The following is a 14,438-nucleotide window of genomic DNA, read 5'->3' on the forward strand; positions in this document are numbered from 1 at the left end:
CTTGTCTGCTTAGTGAGTCCGTTAGGTCTCTCTCAAGCGGGAGGCGTATTCTACACTTCCGTTATTTGATGTCAACATTTTTATTTAGTTTTTTTGAATTTATTTCAAATCGCTAAATTGTCTCCATCCCGCTCCACACTTGCCTTACGGCGTGCTCTTAACTTCCTTATAAAGGTGATTAAGAAGAGACATTCTTTAAAGTTTGTCCCGAAGCGAGGCGCGCATTCTACAGACCATAATCGGAAGATCAAGCGCTATTTTAAAATAAATTGAAAAATCCGTTTGATTGCTGGTTTTTACGCCAAATATGGCACTTTTGCGGGATAAATAAACAATAAATAAGATGTAAGAAAGAGCCACTTATATTAGTAGCTAGAAAGCATTCGTATGTTGTCCATTACTTTCTACTAGTATGCCTTACTGAATGACCTTATTTAAATGACTTAAAACCAAGGGCTTTCAAATCATGCTTTGTTTTTTAGTTCCTACACTACTTATTATCTAGACAACGCCAAACATTAATATCAAAGATTCAATAAGAATCTAATTTGGAAAGCTCTGTAACTTTCACCTGTGTTTACATTATTTATTGAGCTTTAAGGAAATAAAGCCTTTCGAACAAAGTTATGTAAAAACACCTAAAAGTCGATTTTGAAAAACAATGGTAGTATTGTTTATTAAAGAAGAGCAGTTCATAAAGGTAGCAAAACATGCAAAAACCCATTTCGTCCTTTAAAGGCACAACTCCACAATTCGGAAATAAATGTTATGTAGATAATTCCAGTATCATAGTGGGTGATGTAATTTGTGGAGATGAGGTCAGTATATGGCCATTAGTTGCTGCTAGAGGAGATGTAAATACTATCCGAATAGGTAACAGAACAAATGTTCAAGATGGTACCGTACTACATGTCACTCGCTCTAGTGTTAATAATCCACAGGGATATCCGTTGATTATTGGTGACGATGTAACTATTGGTCACAAATGCATGCTCCATGGTTGTACATTGGGAAACCGTATATTAGTTGGTATGGGTGCAATTATAATGGATGGCGTAGTAGTTGAAGACGATGTATTTGTAGGAGCCGGTTGTTTAGTCCCACCGAATAAAACCCTTGAAAGCGGTTATTTATATGTTGGCAGTCCAGCAAAGCAAGCACGAAAACTTAATGATTCAGAGTTAGCATTCTTAAAAATATCGGCTGACAACTACTTAGTCACTAAAGACGAATATTTAGCAGAAGTATAAAGGTCTACCTTTAAGTTACTGTTGATTGTAATAGTGTCTATCCAAGCAGCTCAGATTTAGAAAGCACAATATCGCCATTATGATTAAAACGTTCTTGCTCAATTAAAGAACTCAAATGCTCTTCAGCATCAAATTGATGAAGAGCATAAAACCCTTCCGCTTCATCTTGATTCACTTCAGTAATATAACAATTAATTAGCGCCCCGCTATTGATAGCGAGAATTTTGAGCCCTTCATATTGCAGGTCATATTCAAAACCATCAATTATTTGAATAGCCTGATTCATAACATACGTCTTATCTGTTGCATTACAGGTTCGATGTCTGGCATGTAGCCGCGCCACAATTTGAAACTATGGGCAGCCTGACCAATCAGCATACCTAACCCGTCACTGGTATTGGCAACACCTAAGGTTTTAGCTAGTTGTACAAAAACTGTTGGTTCAGAAAGGTAAACCATATCGTAGACCATATTTGCTCTAGATAAGACATACTCAGATATATCGGGGACTTGGCCGCTTAAACTCGCCGAGGTGCAGTTCACGATTAAGTCAAAAGGTTGTGACAAGCTGGCATTTACTTCAGCAAAATCTGCAGCGCAAACCTGATCATTGGCGAACCAATTAGCGAGTTCAGTGGCTTTCTGTTTAGTACGATTTACAATCGTAATATCTTTAACGCCTTGTTCTAATATGGGAAGAATCACTCCCCTTGCCGCGCCACCAACACCAATCAATAAAATTCTCGCATTCTCAAAATTGAAATTCTGATGTTTTAAATCTAACACCAAACCTGGTCCGTCAGTAGTTTCGCCTCTAAAGCGGTTTTCATCCAAACGAATAATAGTATTGATAGCACCCGCTTTCACCGCTGCGGGAGAAAGCTCGGTAACCCATTTAACGCCATCCTGTTTAAACGGACTAGTTATATTACAACCCTTGGCATTGGGATCGGCGAAAAATTCATCTAGGTTGGCTGAAAAATTACCTTTTTGACCTAAAATCTTTTGGTAATCAATGGTTTCCTGTCGTTGTTTTGCAAATGTTTGATGAATAAGTGGCGAACGACTTTGCTCTATAGGATTACCAAACACAGCATATTTATCGATATTCAAAATCTATAATTTCCCTTTGTCCTGCTCATTTAGCCAATCTCTTGGTTTCAAAAATTCTTCAGTCAGTCGAGCTTCTGGTGTATTTGATTTTGCTTGAAAGTTATATTCCCAGCGCGCTAAAGGAGGCATGGACATCAAAATCGATTCTGTTCTTCCACCAGTTTGCAGACCAAACAACGTCCCTCGGTCATATACCAAATTAAATTCAACATAGCGGCCGCGACGATATAATTGAAATTCTCTTTCACGTTCCGAATAGGAGGTCTCTTTGCGTCGCTCAACGATTGGGATATAGGCATCTAGAAAACCATTACCAATGGATTTCATAAATTCAAACGATTGCTCAAATCCTAACTCGTTAAGATCATCGAAAAACAGACCACCAACCCCTCTAGTTTCATCACGGTGTTTAATATAAAAATATTTGTCACACCAGTCTTTATACTTTTCATACATACCTTCGCCGAATGGCAGGCATGCTTGCTTGGCAACACTATGCCAATGTTGTACATCTTCCATATAAGGATAAAAAGGGGTTAAGTCAAAACCACCACCAAACCACCAAACCGGATCTTCCCCTTCTTTCTCGGCTAAAAAGAATCGAACGTTAGCGTGAGAGGTGGGAACGTACGGATTTTTGGGGTGAATGACTAGGGACACACCCATTGCTTGGAAACTACGACCAACTAATTCAGGTCTGGCTGCAGTAGCGGAATCGGGTAATTGAGTGCCGAACACGTGGGAAAAGTTAACCCCTCCCTGCTCAATGACATGGCCATTGGTTAACACTCGAGTGCGACCACCACCACCCTCTTCACGCTGCCAATTATCCTGTTTAAACTGCTTTTTGCCATCCACCAACTCCAGTGTATGACAAATATCGTCTTGTAATTTTAGTAAAAATTGCTTTACCAAATCTATGTCGGGAGTACTAACTGAGTTCATATTTAACTTGCTCTTACGGTTTCACCGGTTATGCCATTGCGAATTTGACTCGGATTCTTTTGATTACCTAAAGCTCCATCTAAACACAAAAATGTTTTGCCAAATTGCCCGTAAACTTGTTCACTTGTTTTAGCCGGCTGCTCACCATTTAAATTAGCACTTGTTGAGACGATTGCACTGTCGACTAGTTCACACATTTTATTCACCAAAGGATGGTCACTTACCCGAACCGCAACTAAATCTGAACCACCCGTAATAAAATCAGGTGTTCCTGACTTTTTAGGCAGCAACCAAGTGTTTGGTCCTGGCCAAGAATCATCGACTTCAGAAAGTATCATAGGCTCAATTGCAGAAAAGTTTACAAATTTAGCTAGTTGCTGTTTATTACTGGCAATTAAAATCAGACCTTTTTCCATAGGCCTATTTTTTAGCGCCAACAACTTCATTACAGCAGCTTCATTAGTTGGGTCACAACCTAAGCCAAAAACGGCTTCAGTGGGATACGCAAAAATAGCGCCGCCCAAAAATTGTTGATTAAAATAGTGTGGGTTTTGACTTATGTCCATTTGATTAGGAATACTTAAAATTGAGACGTGGAGTGTAATGCAAATGGGGTAATGAAGAAAGTCGTCAGATAGAAATGAAGTTAATTGCTTTCAGCTGCAACCTTAGTACCACATTCTTTTTGCGGACATTGGTAATAAACCTTACCATCCCCTTTCTTTTCTATTAATACCGACCAATGACATTTAGGACAGGCTTTATCTACAGGCTGCGAATTTAAAATATATTTACACTTTGGGTAGCCATCACAGGCATAAAAACTTTTACCATATTTATTCGTACGTTTGATTAGTTTGCCTGTTTTACACGATGGACAGGCGATGTGGATGTCCTTTTGCTGTTTGACAGCTTCGATATGGTGGCAATCGGGATATCCGGTACAACCAATAAATAAACCAAATCGGCCTTTTTTAATCGCTAACGTTAAGCCACATTCAGGACATTCAGATCCATCAATTTGTTTGAGTTCGACGGTACTGTTGTCATGTAAGGGTTTGGCAAAATCACAGGATGGGTACTGACTACACCCCAGAAAAGCGCCGTTTTTACCTCGTTTAATTTGAAGTTTTGCGCCGCAGTCTGGACACACACCAAAGTCTCCATCGAGTGCGTGTTCATGAGCGGCAAAAAGAGTGTGATCGATTTTAGACATAATTGATCATGCCATTTGCTTCTCTTCGCAGTGGCCTATCGCCACAAATTTGACTACCTGAAATTTAATGCAAGGGGCCTTCTGGCTCTTCAAATAAAAGATCTTCCATTTGTGCATAGGCATTTTCTTTACCAGGCACATTAAACAGCACCATGAGCACAACCCACTTCAGATCTTCGAGACAAAATTCTTTAGAATCTATCTCCATCACTCTATCAACAACCATTTCTCTTGTTACTGAGTCTAAAACATTAATTTGCTCTAGAAACATCAAGAAACCACGGCATTGCACATCCAAACGCATTTCTTCTTCTTGCGTATAAATGCGGTTGACTAAAGCTCCACCAGACTTCACAAAATACGGATTAATGTCCGTTTCTTGCAAAGCAGCTAACTTTTCTAACCACGACAACGCTTTATAGATTTCATCATGATGAAATCCAGCGCGCACAAGTTCGTCTGTCAATTCATCTTGATCAACACGAATTTCAGTTTCGCTATGAATGAAATTTTCAAACAGATACATGAGGATATCGAACATATTATTTACCCCTCAATTTGATGTAGCCCCCAGATACAGAGGCTACTAAACCACGCAACTCATATTCTAATAATTGCGCCAATACGACTTTAATCGGCATATCGCTACGTTGTACAACGACGTCTAACGCAGTAACGTCATAGTCTACACTATCTAACAATTTGTCGGTTGCCAAGCTTTCAATTGGACTTTTTTTGCTGTTTTTCGAATAATCCTTTAGAACACAAGAATTAAGGTTCTGAAACTCCTCTATAATGTCTTCTATGCTTGATACGAGTTTAGCGCCTTCTTTGATCAATAAATGAGCACCCTCACTGAGCGGGTTATTTATATTACCGGGTATAGCAAAAACGTCACGGTTTTGTTCAATAGCATATTTTGCAGTAATGAGAGAGCCGCTGCGAATAGCAGCTTCGATAACCAATACACCCAGAGATAGTCCACTGACGATCCGATTTCTGCGGGGAAAGTTATGGGGCGTAGGTTTAGTATTCGCCCTAAACTCCGACAAAATCAACCCTCGATTCTCAACGATTTCTTCTGCTAGGCGAACATTTCGTTTAGGGTAAAGGTTATCTATCCCACTTCCTAACACTGCCAAAGTATTGCCGCCAACGCTCAATGCCCCTTGATGCGCGCAGGTATCAATCCCCATCGCCAAGCCACTGGTTACAGTAAACCCTTGTTGCGCGAGCCCTTGGGCAAAATCAAATCCACAACCTTTGCCATAGTGACTCGGATTGCGGCTTCCCACCATAGCAACCTGATTAGAATCGAGTAGCTTTTTGTTTCCCCAACCAAAAAGTACGAAAGGGGGACGAGGAGTTTCAGCCAACAATTTTGGATAATCAGGGTGATTAGGATGAACAGCAAATCGCCAGGGATCTGCTGCAAGCCAATTGAGCTCTCTATCAATTGCTCGCCAGTCGGGAGAGCTAATAGCCTTTGCTTGTGCAGCATTAAAACCCAATTCAGTGAGTTGAGAGGATGAATACGCCAGCAAAGAATGAGCTGGTAATTTGTAGACGCTCTGAAACTTTTTTAACTTCCCCATACCAAAATGAGGAATCTGGTCCAAAGCCAACCAACAACGTAGTGCTTCTTCGGGATTGTGTGGCCCTGTTAATTGAGTATGCTTTTTTTGTTCACTTTGACGCACTTCCTGTGCCATGAGCTGTCCTTTGAATTATTTTATGGTTTCGCGACTATTGCTCCTTCACGAATAATTTTAGTGGAACGGGTAACCAATGCATAACTTGCTTTTTGGAATACTTTGAACACCACAACCTCCCCGACTTTTATTGCAGGTTGTTGCAACTCATCACTTCCATCAAAAAGGTTATCAACAAAATTACTTTCACCATCGTACTTGGGATTACTGCTTACTTGAATATTAGGCCCTTGAACATACACACCTAACACCGTCCCTGGTTTTACCTTACGGCGCCCTAAATCAAGAATCACCACATCATATTTACCCAGCAACTTATGCTGTTCTAAACTACTTATTATTTGCCCTTTTTGCCTGGTTGCAGCCTTTAACTTCATACTACCAACTTGCATTCGTGCGCGAGGAAGTAACTTGTCTCCTCGTCGAGCTTCGAAATTTGCATCTTCTACAGTAACTAGATGTTGGCCAGCCACTTCACTTTCTAATGGGGTTGCATCTGCAACATGACGAATTTGAAACCCCAGTAGGTTGCCATATTGGTCACGGAGTTCATTTTGTTTTCTCACCACATTGTATTGTTCAGGGGTATCGGAGTCGGCTTTACTTAACACTAAGTCTCCAGACGCAAATGCCGTATTGCCATCTTGGTTACCTAACAAATATGGAAGCTGTTCGTACTCGTCTTCTTCCATAATAGTACTACTTTCGATATAGGGTTGAATAATCGTCCAAGGCAAAACATTAATTGGATGGACTGATTTTAATTCTTTGAGTCCCTCAGGCGAGAGCTTGATTTGCGGCTTAGGATCATCGCGAACGAGATCCAAAATAGGTTCACCTTGATCGTTATATCTTAGCCTTAGTTCGTCTCCAGGATAGATTAAATGGGGGTTATTAATATGTACATTATTGCGCCATAACTCTGGCCACAACCAAGGCTTGCTTAAGTACATATTGGAGATGTCCCAAAGGGTATCCCCTTTTTTAACCACATAAACTTGTGGAGCAGTTTGTTTAATATTAATTACGTCTGCAATTGTCGCCAATGGTAAAAACAATAGAATTACCAGAAGTTTACTCAATCTTTTGCCCATACCAACCTCATAATGCAGCGAACCTTGTTGTTAAGTATCGACCTAAACACTGATTTGCTTGATCGAACTTTCATTCTTTTTAGGCTAGAATAGCGCCTTAAATGATTCAATAGTGTATTTTATTGAACCGTATAGTAATTAATACTGACCCTGGGTACAGTTTTACAAAAAATGTACCTTAATTCACCAAAGTATAGTGTAGCTGAAGATCAAGATGGCCATTTTAAATGTATTAAAATTTCCCGACGAAAGGCTCAGAACAGTCGCTAAGCCTGTAGAGAAAGTCGACGGAGAAATTACAAAGTTAGTTGAAGACATGTTCGAAACCATGCGCGAAGAAAATGGTATTGGACTTGCTGCAACCCAGGTAAATGTGCATAAACGTGTTGTTGTTATGGACATTTCTGAAGACCAAAATACGCCTCGCGTATTTATTAATCCAGAAATTATAGAAATGGATGGTGAAGCTATCAGTGAAGAAGGCTGTCTATCTGTTCCTAACAATTACGCAAAAGTAGAACGTGCAGAACATGTTATTGTTAAAGCGCTCGATGCTGAAGGAAAAGAATTCACATTGGAAGCAGACGGCTTATTAGCTATCTGTATACAACATGAACTCGATCACCTGAAAGGCAAGTTATTTGTGGATTACCTGTCTCCCCTCAAGCGCAAACGTATCCGCAGTAAACTAGAGAAAGAAGCGCGCCTCGCCGCCCGAGCATCTTAATGTCTGGAGTGATACATTGAGCAAAAAATTGAATATCGTGTTTGCCGGTACACCGGACTTTGCAGCACAACATCTACAAGCACTGATTGAATCTGAACATAATATTATCGCAGTATACAGTCAACCAGATCGCCCTGCGGGACGGGGGAAAAAGCTACAAGCCAGTGCAGTTAAGCAATTAGCGCTGGAACACGACATTCATGTTGAACAACCGCTATCATTAAAAACCCCTGAAGCACAGCAACAATTAGCTGAACTTAATCCTGATATTATGATCGTTGTAGCCTATGGTTTGATACTGCCGCAAGTCGTTTTAGATACCCCTCGATTAGGCTGCCTAAATGTTCACGGTTCTTTATTACCCCGTTGGCGCGGTGCAGCCCCTATCCAACGCGCCATTTGGGCGGGTGACGAGCAAACGGGCGTCACTATCATGCAAATGGATAAAGGGTTAGACACAGGAGCAATGTTGCTTAAAAAAGCGATTCCCATAGAAATAACCGATACCAGTGCCAGTTTATATAGTAAATTAGCAGAAATCGGCCCGGATGCATTACTAGAATGCTTAGATAGCATTGAGTCTACTAAACCGGAAATTCAAGACGACACACTTGCAAATTACGCGCAGAAACTAAGTAAACAAGAAGCTCTTATTGATTGGACAATGTCTGCGGAGCAAATCGAACGTAACGTTCGAGCTTTCAATCCTTGGCCGGTAGCTTACTTCGAGCTAACCCCAGAGGGGAACGAACAAGCTATTGCAATCAAACTTTGGGAGGCTAGTATTGTTGATACTGGAACCACAAACTCCGAATCGCCAGGGAAAATTATTTCAGTTAGCAAAAAAGGCATTGAAGTAGCCACTGGAGAAAACAATTTATTGCTCACCAAATTACAAATACCCGGTAAAAAACCGATGCTGGTAACAGACTTAATCAATGCAAGAAAAAATTGGTTCGTTACGGGTCAATCCCTTCCGTGAATTCTTCTTCTGATAAACAACGAATGAAAAAAACCAGTAAAACCTTGCGCGCTGATGCCGCTAAGGTACTTTATCAAATATTAGAAAATGGTCAGTCTTCACGCGAGTCCCTGCCAAAAATTCAAGAATTATATTCAGATAAAGATAAAGCTTGGTTGCAAGAGATGGTATTTGGCGTATTGCGCCAACTTCCTGTATTGCAGAGCTGGTTAAGACAACTATTAGATAAACCCCTTAAAAACAAATACAAAGTAGCTGAACACCTGATTATGTTGGGCTTTTACCAACTGGCGTTCACCCGAGTGTCGACTCACGCGGCAGTTTCTGAAACCGTGGCCGCCGCTCGACAACTTAAAGTAGAGCCACTTAAAGGTTTGATCAACGCATTACTACGTAACTTTATACGACAAGAATTAGCCCAACAAACTATTAATGATCCACAAGTAAGTTCTGGCTTGCCCAAATGGCTATTCAAACGACTTCAAGTGGCTTATCCCGAGCAACTTGAGGAACTCTGTGTATCAATGCAGCAAAAGCCGCCAATTTGGTTGCGGATAAATACCCGACAAACCAATGTCGAATCGTTTAAAAAGCGGTTAGATGAACAAGGGGTTGAATATAGTCAAAGCGAAGAACACCTCGATGGTCTTATTCTCAGCAAAGGGCAAGACATCACTCAGCTGCCCGGTTATCAACAAGGTTTATTTGCAGTTCAAGATGGAGCAGCCCAATTGGCTGCTGGTTATTTAGACACTCAGGAGAATGATTTAGTATTAGATTGTTGTGCAGCGCCTGGTGGTAAAACCTGCCACATTCTGGAACGTCAGCCAAACTTACAGAAGTGTATAGCTCTCGATATTGATGATTCGCGATTGGATAGAGTGCGAGAAAATTTAACTCGATTAAATTTAGATGCAGAATTGGTAGCTGCAGACGCCCTGGATACAAGCAGTTGGTGGGATGGACAATTGTTCGACCGTATTTTACTTGATGCCCCCTGTTCCGCAACCGGAGTAATAAGGCGTCACCCAGATATTAAATGGCTTCGTAAAAACGCGGATATAGAAGCGCTAGTTGATTTACAAAAACAAATACTCGCAACCATGTGGCAATTATTAAAGCCAGGCGGAACATTAGTTTATGCAACCTGCTCGATTTTACCTGAAGAGAATCATCTACAAATTACTGAGTTTTTAAACAACAATGGGGATGCGACTCTTAGCAAATTAAGTGAACATGACAAAATCTCGCCACCGGGCAGGCAAATTCTTCCCGGCGAAAAACAAATGGATGGTTTCTATTATGCGAGGCTGCTAAAGTCCTCTAATGCAACATAAATTGTTTCGAATTTAACACATCATGAAAATTATAATACTAGGCGCGGGTCAAGTAGGAGGCACATTAGCCGAGAACTTGGTTGGTGAGAAGAACGAAATTACCATTATCGATTCAGATTTAGATACTTTGCGGTCGTTACAAGACCGGCTAGATCTGAGAGTGGTACACGGGGTGGGTTCTCATCCAGATATTTTAGAAAAAGCCGGTGCCGAAGACGCTGATATGCTGATTGCTGTGACTAATAGTGATGAAAGTAACATGATGGCCTGTCAGGTTGCCCACTCCTTGTTTAATACACCGACTAAAATCGCTCGAGTACGCTCGGAACAATATATTATTCATCAAGACAAACTGTTTCATCATCAAGATATTCCTGTCGATCACTTAATCGCACCAGAACAGTTAGTTACCAAAGCCATTAAACGCTTAATTGATTATCCAGGCGCATTGCAGGTTGTAGAATTTGCAGATGGAAAAGCCAGCCTAGTGGCAGTAAAAGCCTATTATGGTGGTCTGTTAGTTGGTCATGCGTTGTCAACTTTGCGCGATCATATGCCCAATGTTGAGACACGAGTAGCAGCTATTTATCGACGCGGCAGGCCCATAAGACCCTTAGCTTCAACGGTAATAGAAGCCGATGACGAAGTGTTTTTTATTGCTGCAACTAAACATATTAGAGCGGTGATGAGCGAACTTCAGAAACTCGAATCTAGCTACAAACGAATTATGATTGCAGGTGGTGGCCTGATAGGAGCAGGACTGGCAAAGCGCTTAGAGCACAATCATAACGTCAAGTTAATTGAATATTCTCAAGAACGAGCCAAATACCTATCAGCACATTTAGATAAAACCATCGTTTTTTGTGGCGATGCATCCGACCATGAATTATTAACCGAAGAAAATGTGCGGCAAGTTGACGCTTTCATTGCTGTCACCAATGACGATGAAGCAAACATTATGTCGGCCATGTTAGCCAAACGACTGGGCGCACAAAAAGCAATGGTTCTAATCCAGAGAAGCGCCTATGTTGATTTGGTACAAGGCGGCGAAATTGATATTGCCTTTTCTCCTCAGCAAGCCACGATTTCTGCCCTACTCACTCATATTCGACGTGGCGATATCGTCAATGTTTATTCATTGCGCAGAGGCGCGGCGGAAGCCATAGAAGCCATCGCCCATGGTGACCAGAGTACCTCAAAAGTTATTGGCAAAAATATTAGGGACATAAAGTTACCACCGGGAACAACCATAGGTGCAATAGTGCGTCAGGATGAAGTAATCATTGCCCATAGCACCACATCAATTGAAGCAAATGATCACGTTATTTTATTTTTAGTTGATAAAAAATTCATTTCAGACGTTGAAAAACTATTCCAACCAAGTGCTTTCTTTTTAGGCTAGTTAAACAAAAGTTGTATATTCGCAATAGCGTAAAATATGCTAAATTACAGCACTATTGCAGTTAAACCCGTTGATTAATCTTCAACTTTTTACAGAGACAAAAAATGAAACATATCGCTATTCTACTTACTGTTGCTACATTGACTTTTTCAGCCCAATCCCATGCCGAAGGCTGGTTTGATTCATTAAAAAGCATGTTTGGCTTCAGTGAAGAAGCTGAAGAAAATACCCCTACATCAAGTGCGATGGTGGGCAGTTTAATTGAAAACTTAAACGTTGATCCGTCACAAGCTGAAGGTGGCCTGGGCTCGCTGTTCAATTACGTTAAAGGCAATTTAAGCGCAGACAAATTTAACCAACTATCAGAAACCTTGCCAGGCATTAATGAACTCATTAATGCTGCACCTGATGTCAGTGAACTCAAAAGCACTGATGGTTTAGGTTCACTCTTAGACAAAGCATCTGAATACAGTGACTCAGTTAAAGCCATTAACGAAGTGAAAAAACAATTTGAAGCATTGGGCCTTAACCCCGAAATGATTATGCAATATGTAGAACAAGCCAAAAGCTATTTAGACACAGAAGAAGGCAAACAAGCGAAAGATCTGCTTATGCAAGGTTTTCAAGGGTTACTAAACTAAGTATTTTATAAAGACAAACCTCTATAGCACAGGCGCAGCTATCTTAGCTGCGCCAAAATGTTGGAGAAAATAGCACTAACAACGAAAAGACTTCAAGACGCCCAAACAGCATCGCCACAATTAACAACCATTTCCCAGAATCTGAGACATCGGCGAAAGTACCTGCTACCGTGCCCAAACCAGGACCTAAATTATTAAGTGTTGCCGCCGTCGCTGAAAACGCGGTTAAATTGTCCATACCTGTCGCTATCAAGCCAATCATAATCACCACAAATATCATGGCATATGCCGAAAAGAAGCCCCATACCGCTTCTACAACTCGCTCAGGCATGAGACGATCGCCTAACTTAACTGAGTATACCGCTTTAGGGTGGATAAGCCGCTCTACTTCTCGTTTACCTTGCAAGTAAAGAAGAAATACCCGAATTACCTTTAACCCGCCACCCGTAGAACCCGCGCAGCCACCAATAAAGCTGGCGAAGATTAATAGTATTGGCAGGAAGACTGGCCAACTGGAAAAGTCCGTAGTAACAAACCCAGCCGTGGTGCTAATAGACACGGCTTGAAATATTGCCTGATTAAAAGCAGTTTCTGCGCTGCCAAAAATCTGATGATTTACCAACACTAAAAAGCAAATCAAAATCAATACAAATTGAATAAAAAAGAACGCTTTAAATTCTGGATCGTAAATATAACCTCGTAAGGTTCGTCCACTCGCCGCAGCATAATGCAGCGCAAAATTTAATGCCGCTATCCACAAAAACACGACGCAAATAAGGTTAATTACTGGGCTATTAAAGTGCCCTATGCTAGCGTCATAAGTGGAAAATCCACCAATAGCGATGGTCGAAAATGAATGGCAGACCGCGTCAAACCAATCCATGCCAGCAGCCCAATAAGCAATTGAGCAGGTAACCGTAAGCGTAAGGTAGATATACCATAGGTGTTTTGCTGTATCTGCGATCCGCGGAGTCATTTTAGAATCTTTGACCGGACCCGGGGTTTCGGCACGGTACAACTGCATACCACCTACGCCTAAAATAGGCAGGATAGCAACGGCTAAAACAATAATCCCCATGCCCCCCAACCATTGTAGTTGTTGGCGGTAAAACTGTACCGATTTGGGAAGGTACTCGATACCTTCGATTACAGTTGCCCCCGTAGTGGTGAGAGCCGAGAAGGATTCAAAAAAAGCATCAGTTACCGTCATTCTGGGTTGATCAAGTAACAAAAATGGAAATGCACCAAAGCTTGCTAACACCACCCAAAATAAAACAACTATTAGAAACCCTTCTTTAGCGCGCAAATCATTTCGGTGACGTCGGTTTGGATACCAAATGGCTAAACCGGTAAACAAGATCAAAAAGAAAGCCAGAATGAAGGGTAAACCACTGCCGTCTTCAAATATCAATGAGATTATTGCAGGAAACAACATTGTTGAGCTAAATAATGCAACCAACAACCCCAAAATACGAATGATAGTGCGGTATTGCATCATTGGGAGTACAGCCTATTTAGTCGTTGCTGTTCCCATGGGGAGTTTAGGTTCATATTAGTTGCATCTCTAACAAGACGGAATCTTGTATCTTTTAAGGTTTTTATTTTATGCAATTATTATCTGCAAAGGCTCAAGGCTCAAATCTAAAGTACTAATTGCAAATAATCTAGGTTTAAAATCTTGTTTTTTCTTAACGTGTACAATTCGCGGCTTTTTATCCACAATAAAAAATGCTTTTTCGTTAGCCGTTTAACCATGAGGCAAAGGGAATTGCAATCCGTTTAATAAAGTTTTTTCTTCGTGTTAGTTCCATCAATTGCAATATGGAACTCGTTATGATTAAAGAAATCGAAAAGTAAGTAAGCACCAACAAACAACCTATAAGTTAAAATTTTTTCGCTTAATGAATACGCTTTCATTTGTATATTATCTAACCTACAGCCCTTTATTTATATGGCTTATGCAAATGGGTATTTTAACCACTGTGTTTTGATTCAAAAATAGTTTAAGCCTGAGCCTTC

The 14,438-nt window shown here is 40.8% G+C and carries 15 protein-coding genes; 6 read left to right on the forward strand and 9 right to left on the reverse strand.

Annotated elements, in window-relative coordinates; genetic code table 11:
- The first annotated feature begins 710 nt into the window (after nucleotides 1-710).
- The gene (locus Q4574_RS19980; RefSeq protein ID WP_303477066.1) at nucleotides 711-1,250 is read left to right on the forward strand and encodes a gamma carbonic anhydrase family protein; all 540 of its coding nucleotides are present in this window, start codon (nucleotides 711-713) and stop codon (nucleotides 1,248-1,250) included.
- A 37-nt stretch (nucleotides 1,251-1,287) separates the two neighbouring features.
- Here Q4574_RS19980 and Q4574_RS19985 read toward each other — a convergent pair whose 3' ends face one another.
- The 8 genes from Q4574_RS19985 to Q4574_RS20020 all read right to left on the reverse strand — a co-directional run bounded on the left by Q4574_RS19985 (nucleotide 1,288) and on the right by Q4574_RS20020 (nucleotide 7,318).
- Nucleotides 1,288-1,536: a hypothetical protein gene (locus Q4574_RS19985; protein ID WP_303477069.1), complete on the reverse strand. Its 249-nt coding sequence runs from the start codon at nucleotides 1,534-1,536 to the stop codon at nucleotides 1,288-1,290.
- The gene (aroE, locus tag Q4574_RS19990) at nucleotides 1,533-2,363 is read right to left on the reverse strand and encodes a shikimate dehydrogenase (RefSeq protein ID WP_303477072.1); all 831 of its coding nucleotides are present in this window, start codon (nucleotides 2,361-2,363) and stop codon (nucleotides 1,533-1,535) included. The genes Q4574_RS19985 and aroE overlap by 4 nt, the downstream gene beginning before the upstream one ends.
- 3 nt (nucleotides 2,364-2,366) lie before the next feature.
- The gene (gene hemF / locus Q4574_RS19995; RefSeq protein WP_303477075.1) at nucleotides 2,367-3,308 is read right to left on the reverse strand and encodes an oxygen-dependent coproporphyrinogen oxidase; all 942 of its coding nucleotides are present in this window, start codon (nucleotides 3,306-3,308) and stop codon (nucleotides 2,367-2,369) included.
- Between the two features lie 2 nt (nucleotides 3,309-3,310).
- Nucleotides 3,311-3,874: a Sua5/YciO/YrdC/YwlC family protein gene (locus tag Q4574_RS20000; RefSeq protein ID WP_303477077.1), complete on the reverse strand. Its 564-nt coding sequence runs from the start codon at nucleotides 3,872-3,874 to the stop codon at nucleotides 3,311-3,313.
- An 80-nt stretch (nucleotides 3,875-3,954) separates the two neighbouring features.
- Complete coding sequence (locus tag Q4574_RS20005) at nucleotides 3,955-4,524, reverse strand: type I DNA topoisomerase (RefSeq protein ID WP_303477079.1); 570 nt, start codon at nucleotides 4,522-4,524, stop codon at nucleotides 3,955-3,957.
- Nucleotides 4,525-4,588: 64 nt separating this feature from the next.
- Complete coding sequence (locus Q4574_RS20010; protein ID WP_303477080.1) at nucleotides 4,589-5,065, reverse strand: DUF494 family protein; 477 nt, start codon at nucleotides 5,063-5,065, stop codon at nucleotides 4,589-4,591.
- A gap of 1 nt (nucleotide 5,066) precedes the next feature.
- Entirely contained in the window at nucleotides 5,067-6,236 is a 1,170-nt protein-coding gene (gene dprA, locus Q4574_RS20015) for a DNA-processing protein DprA (RefSeq protein ID WP_303477082.1), read from the reverse strand.
- Between the two features lie 20 nt (nucleotides 6,237-6,256).
- Nucleotides 6,257-7,318, reverse strand: coding sequence for a LysM peptidoglycan-binding domain-containing protein (locus Q4574_RS20020; RefSeq protein ID WP_303477084.1), 1,062 nt, complete (start codon nucleotides 7,316-7,318; stop codon nucleotides 6,257-6,259).
- Between the two features lie 226 nt (nucleotides 7,319-7,544).
- Between Q4574_RS20020 and def the strand changes: the two genes are divergently transcribed.
- The 5 genes from def (at nucleotide 7,545) to Q4574_RS20045 (ending at nucleotide 12,419) form a co-directional block, all read left to right on the forward strand.
- On the forward strand, nucleotides 7,545-8,057 hold the full coding sequence (def, locus tag Q4574_RS20025) for a peptide deformylase (protein ID WP_303477087.1): 513 nt from the start codon (nucleotides 7,545-7,547) through the stop codon (nucleotides 8,055-8,057).
- A 16-nt stretch (nucleotides 8,058-8,073) separates the two neighbouring features.
- Nucleotides 8,074-9,039: a methionyl-tRNA formyltransferase gene (fmt, locus tag Q4574_RS20030; RefSeq protein WP_303477089.1), complete on the forward strand. Its 966-nt coding sequence runs from the start codon at nucleotides 8,074-8,076 to the stop codon at nucleotides 9,037-9,039.
- A 23-nt stretch (nucleotides 9,040-9,062) separates the two neighbouring features.
- Nucleotides 9,063-10,376: a 16S rRNA (cytosine(967)-C(5))-methyltransferase RsmB gene (gene rsmB / locus Q4574_RS20035; protein ID WP_303477170.1), complete on the forward strand. Its 1,314-nt coding sequence runs from the start codon at nucleotides 9,063-9,065 to the stop codon at nucleotides 10,374-10,376.
- Between the two features lie 22 nt (nucleotides 10,377-10,398).
- Entirely contained in the window at nucleotides 10,399-11,778 is a 1,380-nt protein-coding gene (trkA, locus tag Q4574_RS20040) for a Trk system potassium transporter TrkA (RefSeq protein ID WP_303477091.1), read from the forward strand.
- 104 nt (nucleotides 11,779-11,882) lie between these two features.
- Entirely contained in the window at nucleotides 11,883-12,419 is a 537-nt protein-coding gene (locus tag Q4574_RS20045; RefSeq protein WP_303477094.1) for a DUF2780 domain-containing protein, read from the forward strand.
- Between the two features lie 43 nt (nucleotides 12,420-12,462).
- On the opposite strand, the gene Q4574_RS20050 is transcribed toward Q4574_RS20045, so the two are convergent.
- On the reverse strand, nucleotides 12,463-13,914 hold the full coding sequence (locus Q4574_RS20050; RefSeq protein ID WP_303477172.1) for a TrkH family potassium uptake protein: 1,452 nt from the start codon (nucleotides 13,912-13,914) through the stop codon (nucleotides 12,463-12,465).
- Nucleotides 13,915-14,438 lie beyond the last annotated feature (524 nt).

Origin of the sequence: Aliiglaciecola sp. 3_MG-2023 (assembly GCF_030548205.1) — a bacterium.
Taxonomy (GTDB): domain Bacteria; phylum Pseudomonadota; class Gammaproteobacteria; order Enterobacterales; family Alteromonadaceae; genus Aliiglaciecola.

Bases quoted from the DNA above. Each gene is read 5' to 3' on its own strand.
- def (WP_303477087.1), top strand. From the start codon at position 7,545: ATGGCCATTTTAAATGTATTAAAATTTCCCGACGAAAGGCTCAGAACA.
- dprA (WP_303477082.1), bottom strand. From the start codon at position 6,236: ATGGCACAGGAAGTGCGTCAAAGTGAACAAAAAAAGCATACTCAATTA.
- Q4574_RS19980 (WP_303477066.1), top strand. From the start codon at position 711: ATGCAAAAACCCATTTCGTCCTTTAAAGGCACAACTCCACAATTCGGA.
- Q4574_RS20000 (WP_303477077.1), bottom strand. From the start codon at position 3,874: ATGGACATAAGTCAAAACCCACACTATTTTAATCAACAATTTTTGGGC.
- hemF (WP_303477075.1), bottom strand. From the start codon at position 3,308: ATGAACTCAGTTAGTACTCCCGACATAGATTTGGTAAAGCAATTTTTA.
- Q4574_RS19985 (WP_303477069.1), bottom strand. From the start codon at position 1,536: ATGAATCAGGCTATTCAAATAATTGATGGTTTTGAATATGACCTGCAA.
- rsmB (WP_303477170.1), top strand. From the start codon at position 9,063: ATGAAAAAAACCAGTAAAACCTTGCGCGCTGATGCCGCTAAGGTACTT.
- Q4574_RS20010 (WP_303477080.1), bottom strand. From the start codon at position 5,065: ATGTTCGATATCCTCATGTATCTGTTTGAAAATTTCATTCATAGCGAA.
- trkA (WP_303477091.1), top strand. From the start codon at position 10,399: ATGAAAATTATAATACTAGGCGCGGGTCAAGTAGGAGGCACATTAGCC.
- Q4574_RS20045 (WP_303477094.1), top strand. From the start codon at position 11,883: ATGAAACATATCGCTATTCTACTTACTGTTGCTACATTGACTTTTTCA.
- Q4574_RS20005 (WP_303477079.1), bottom strand. From the start codon at position 4,524: ATGTCTAAAATCGATCACACTCTTTTTGCCGCTCATGAACACGCACTC.
- Q4574_RS20050 (WP_303477172.1), bottom strand. From the start codon at position 13,914: ATGCAATACCGCACTATCATTCGTATTTTGGGGTTGTTGGTTGCATTA.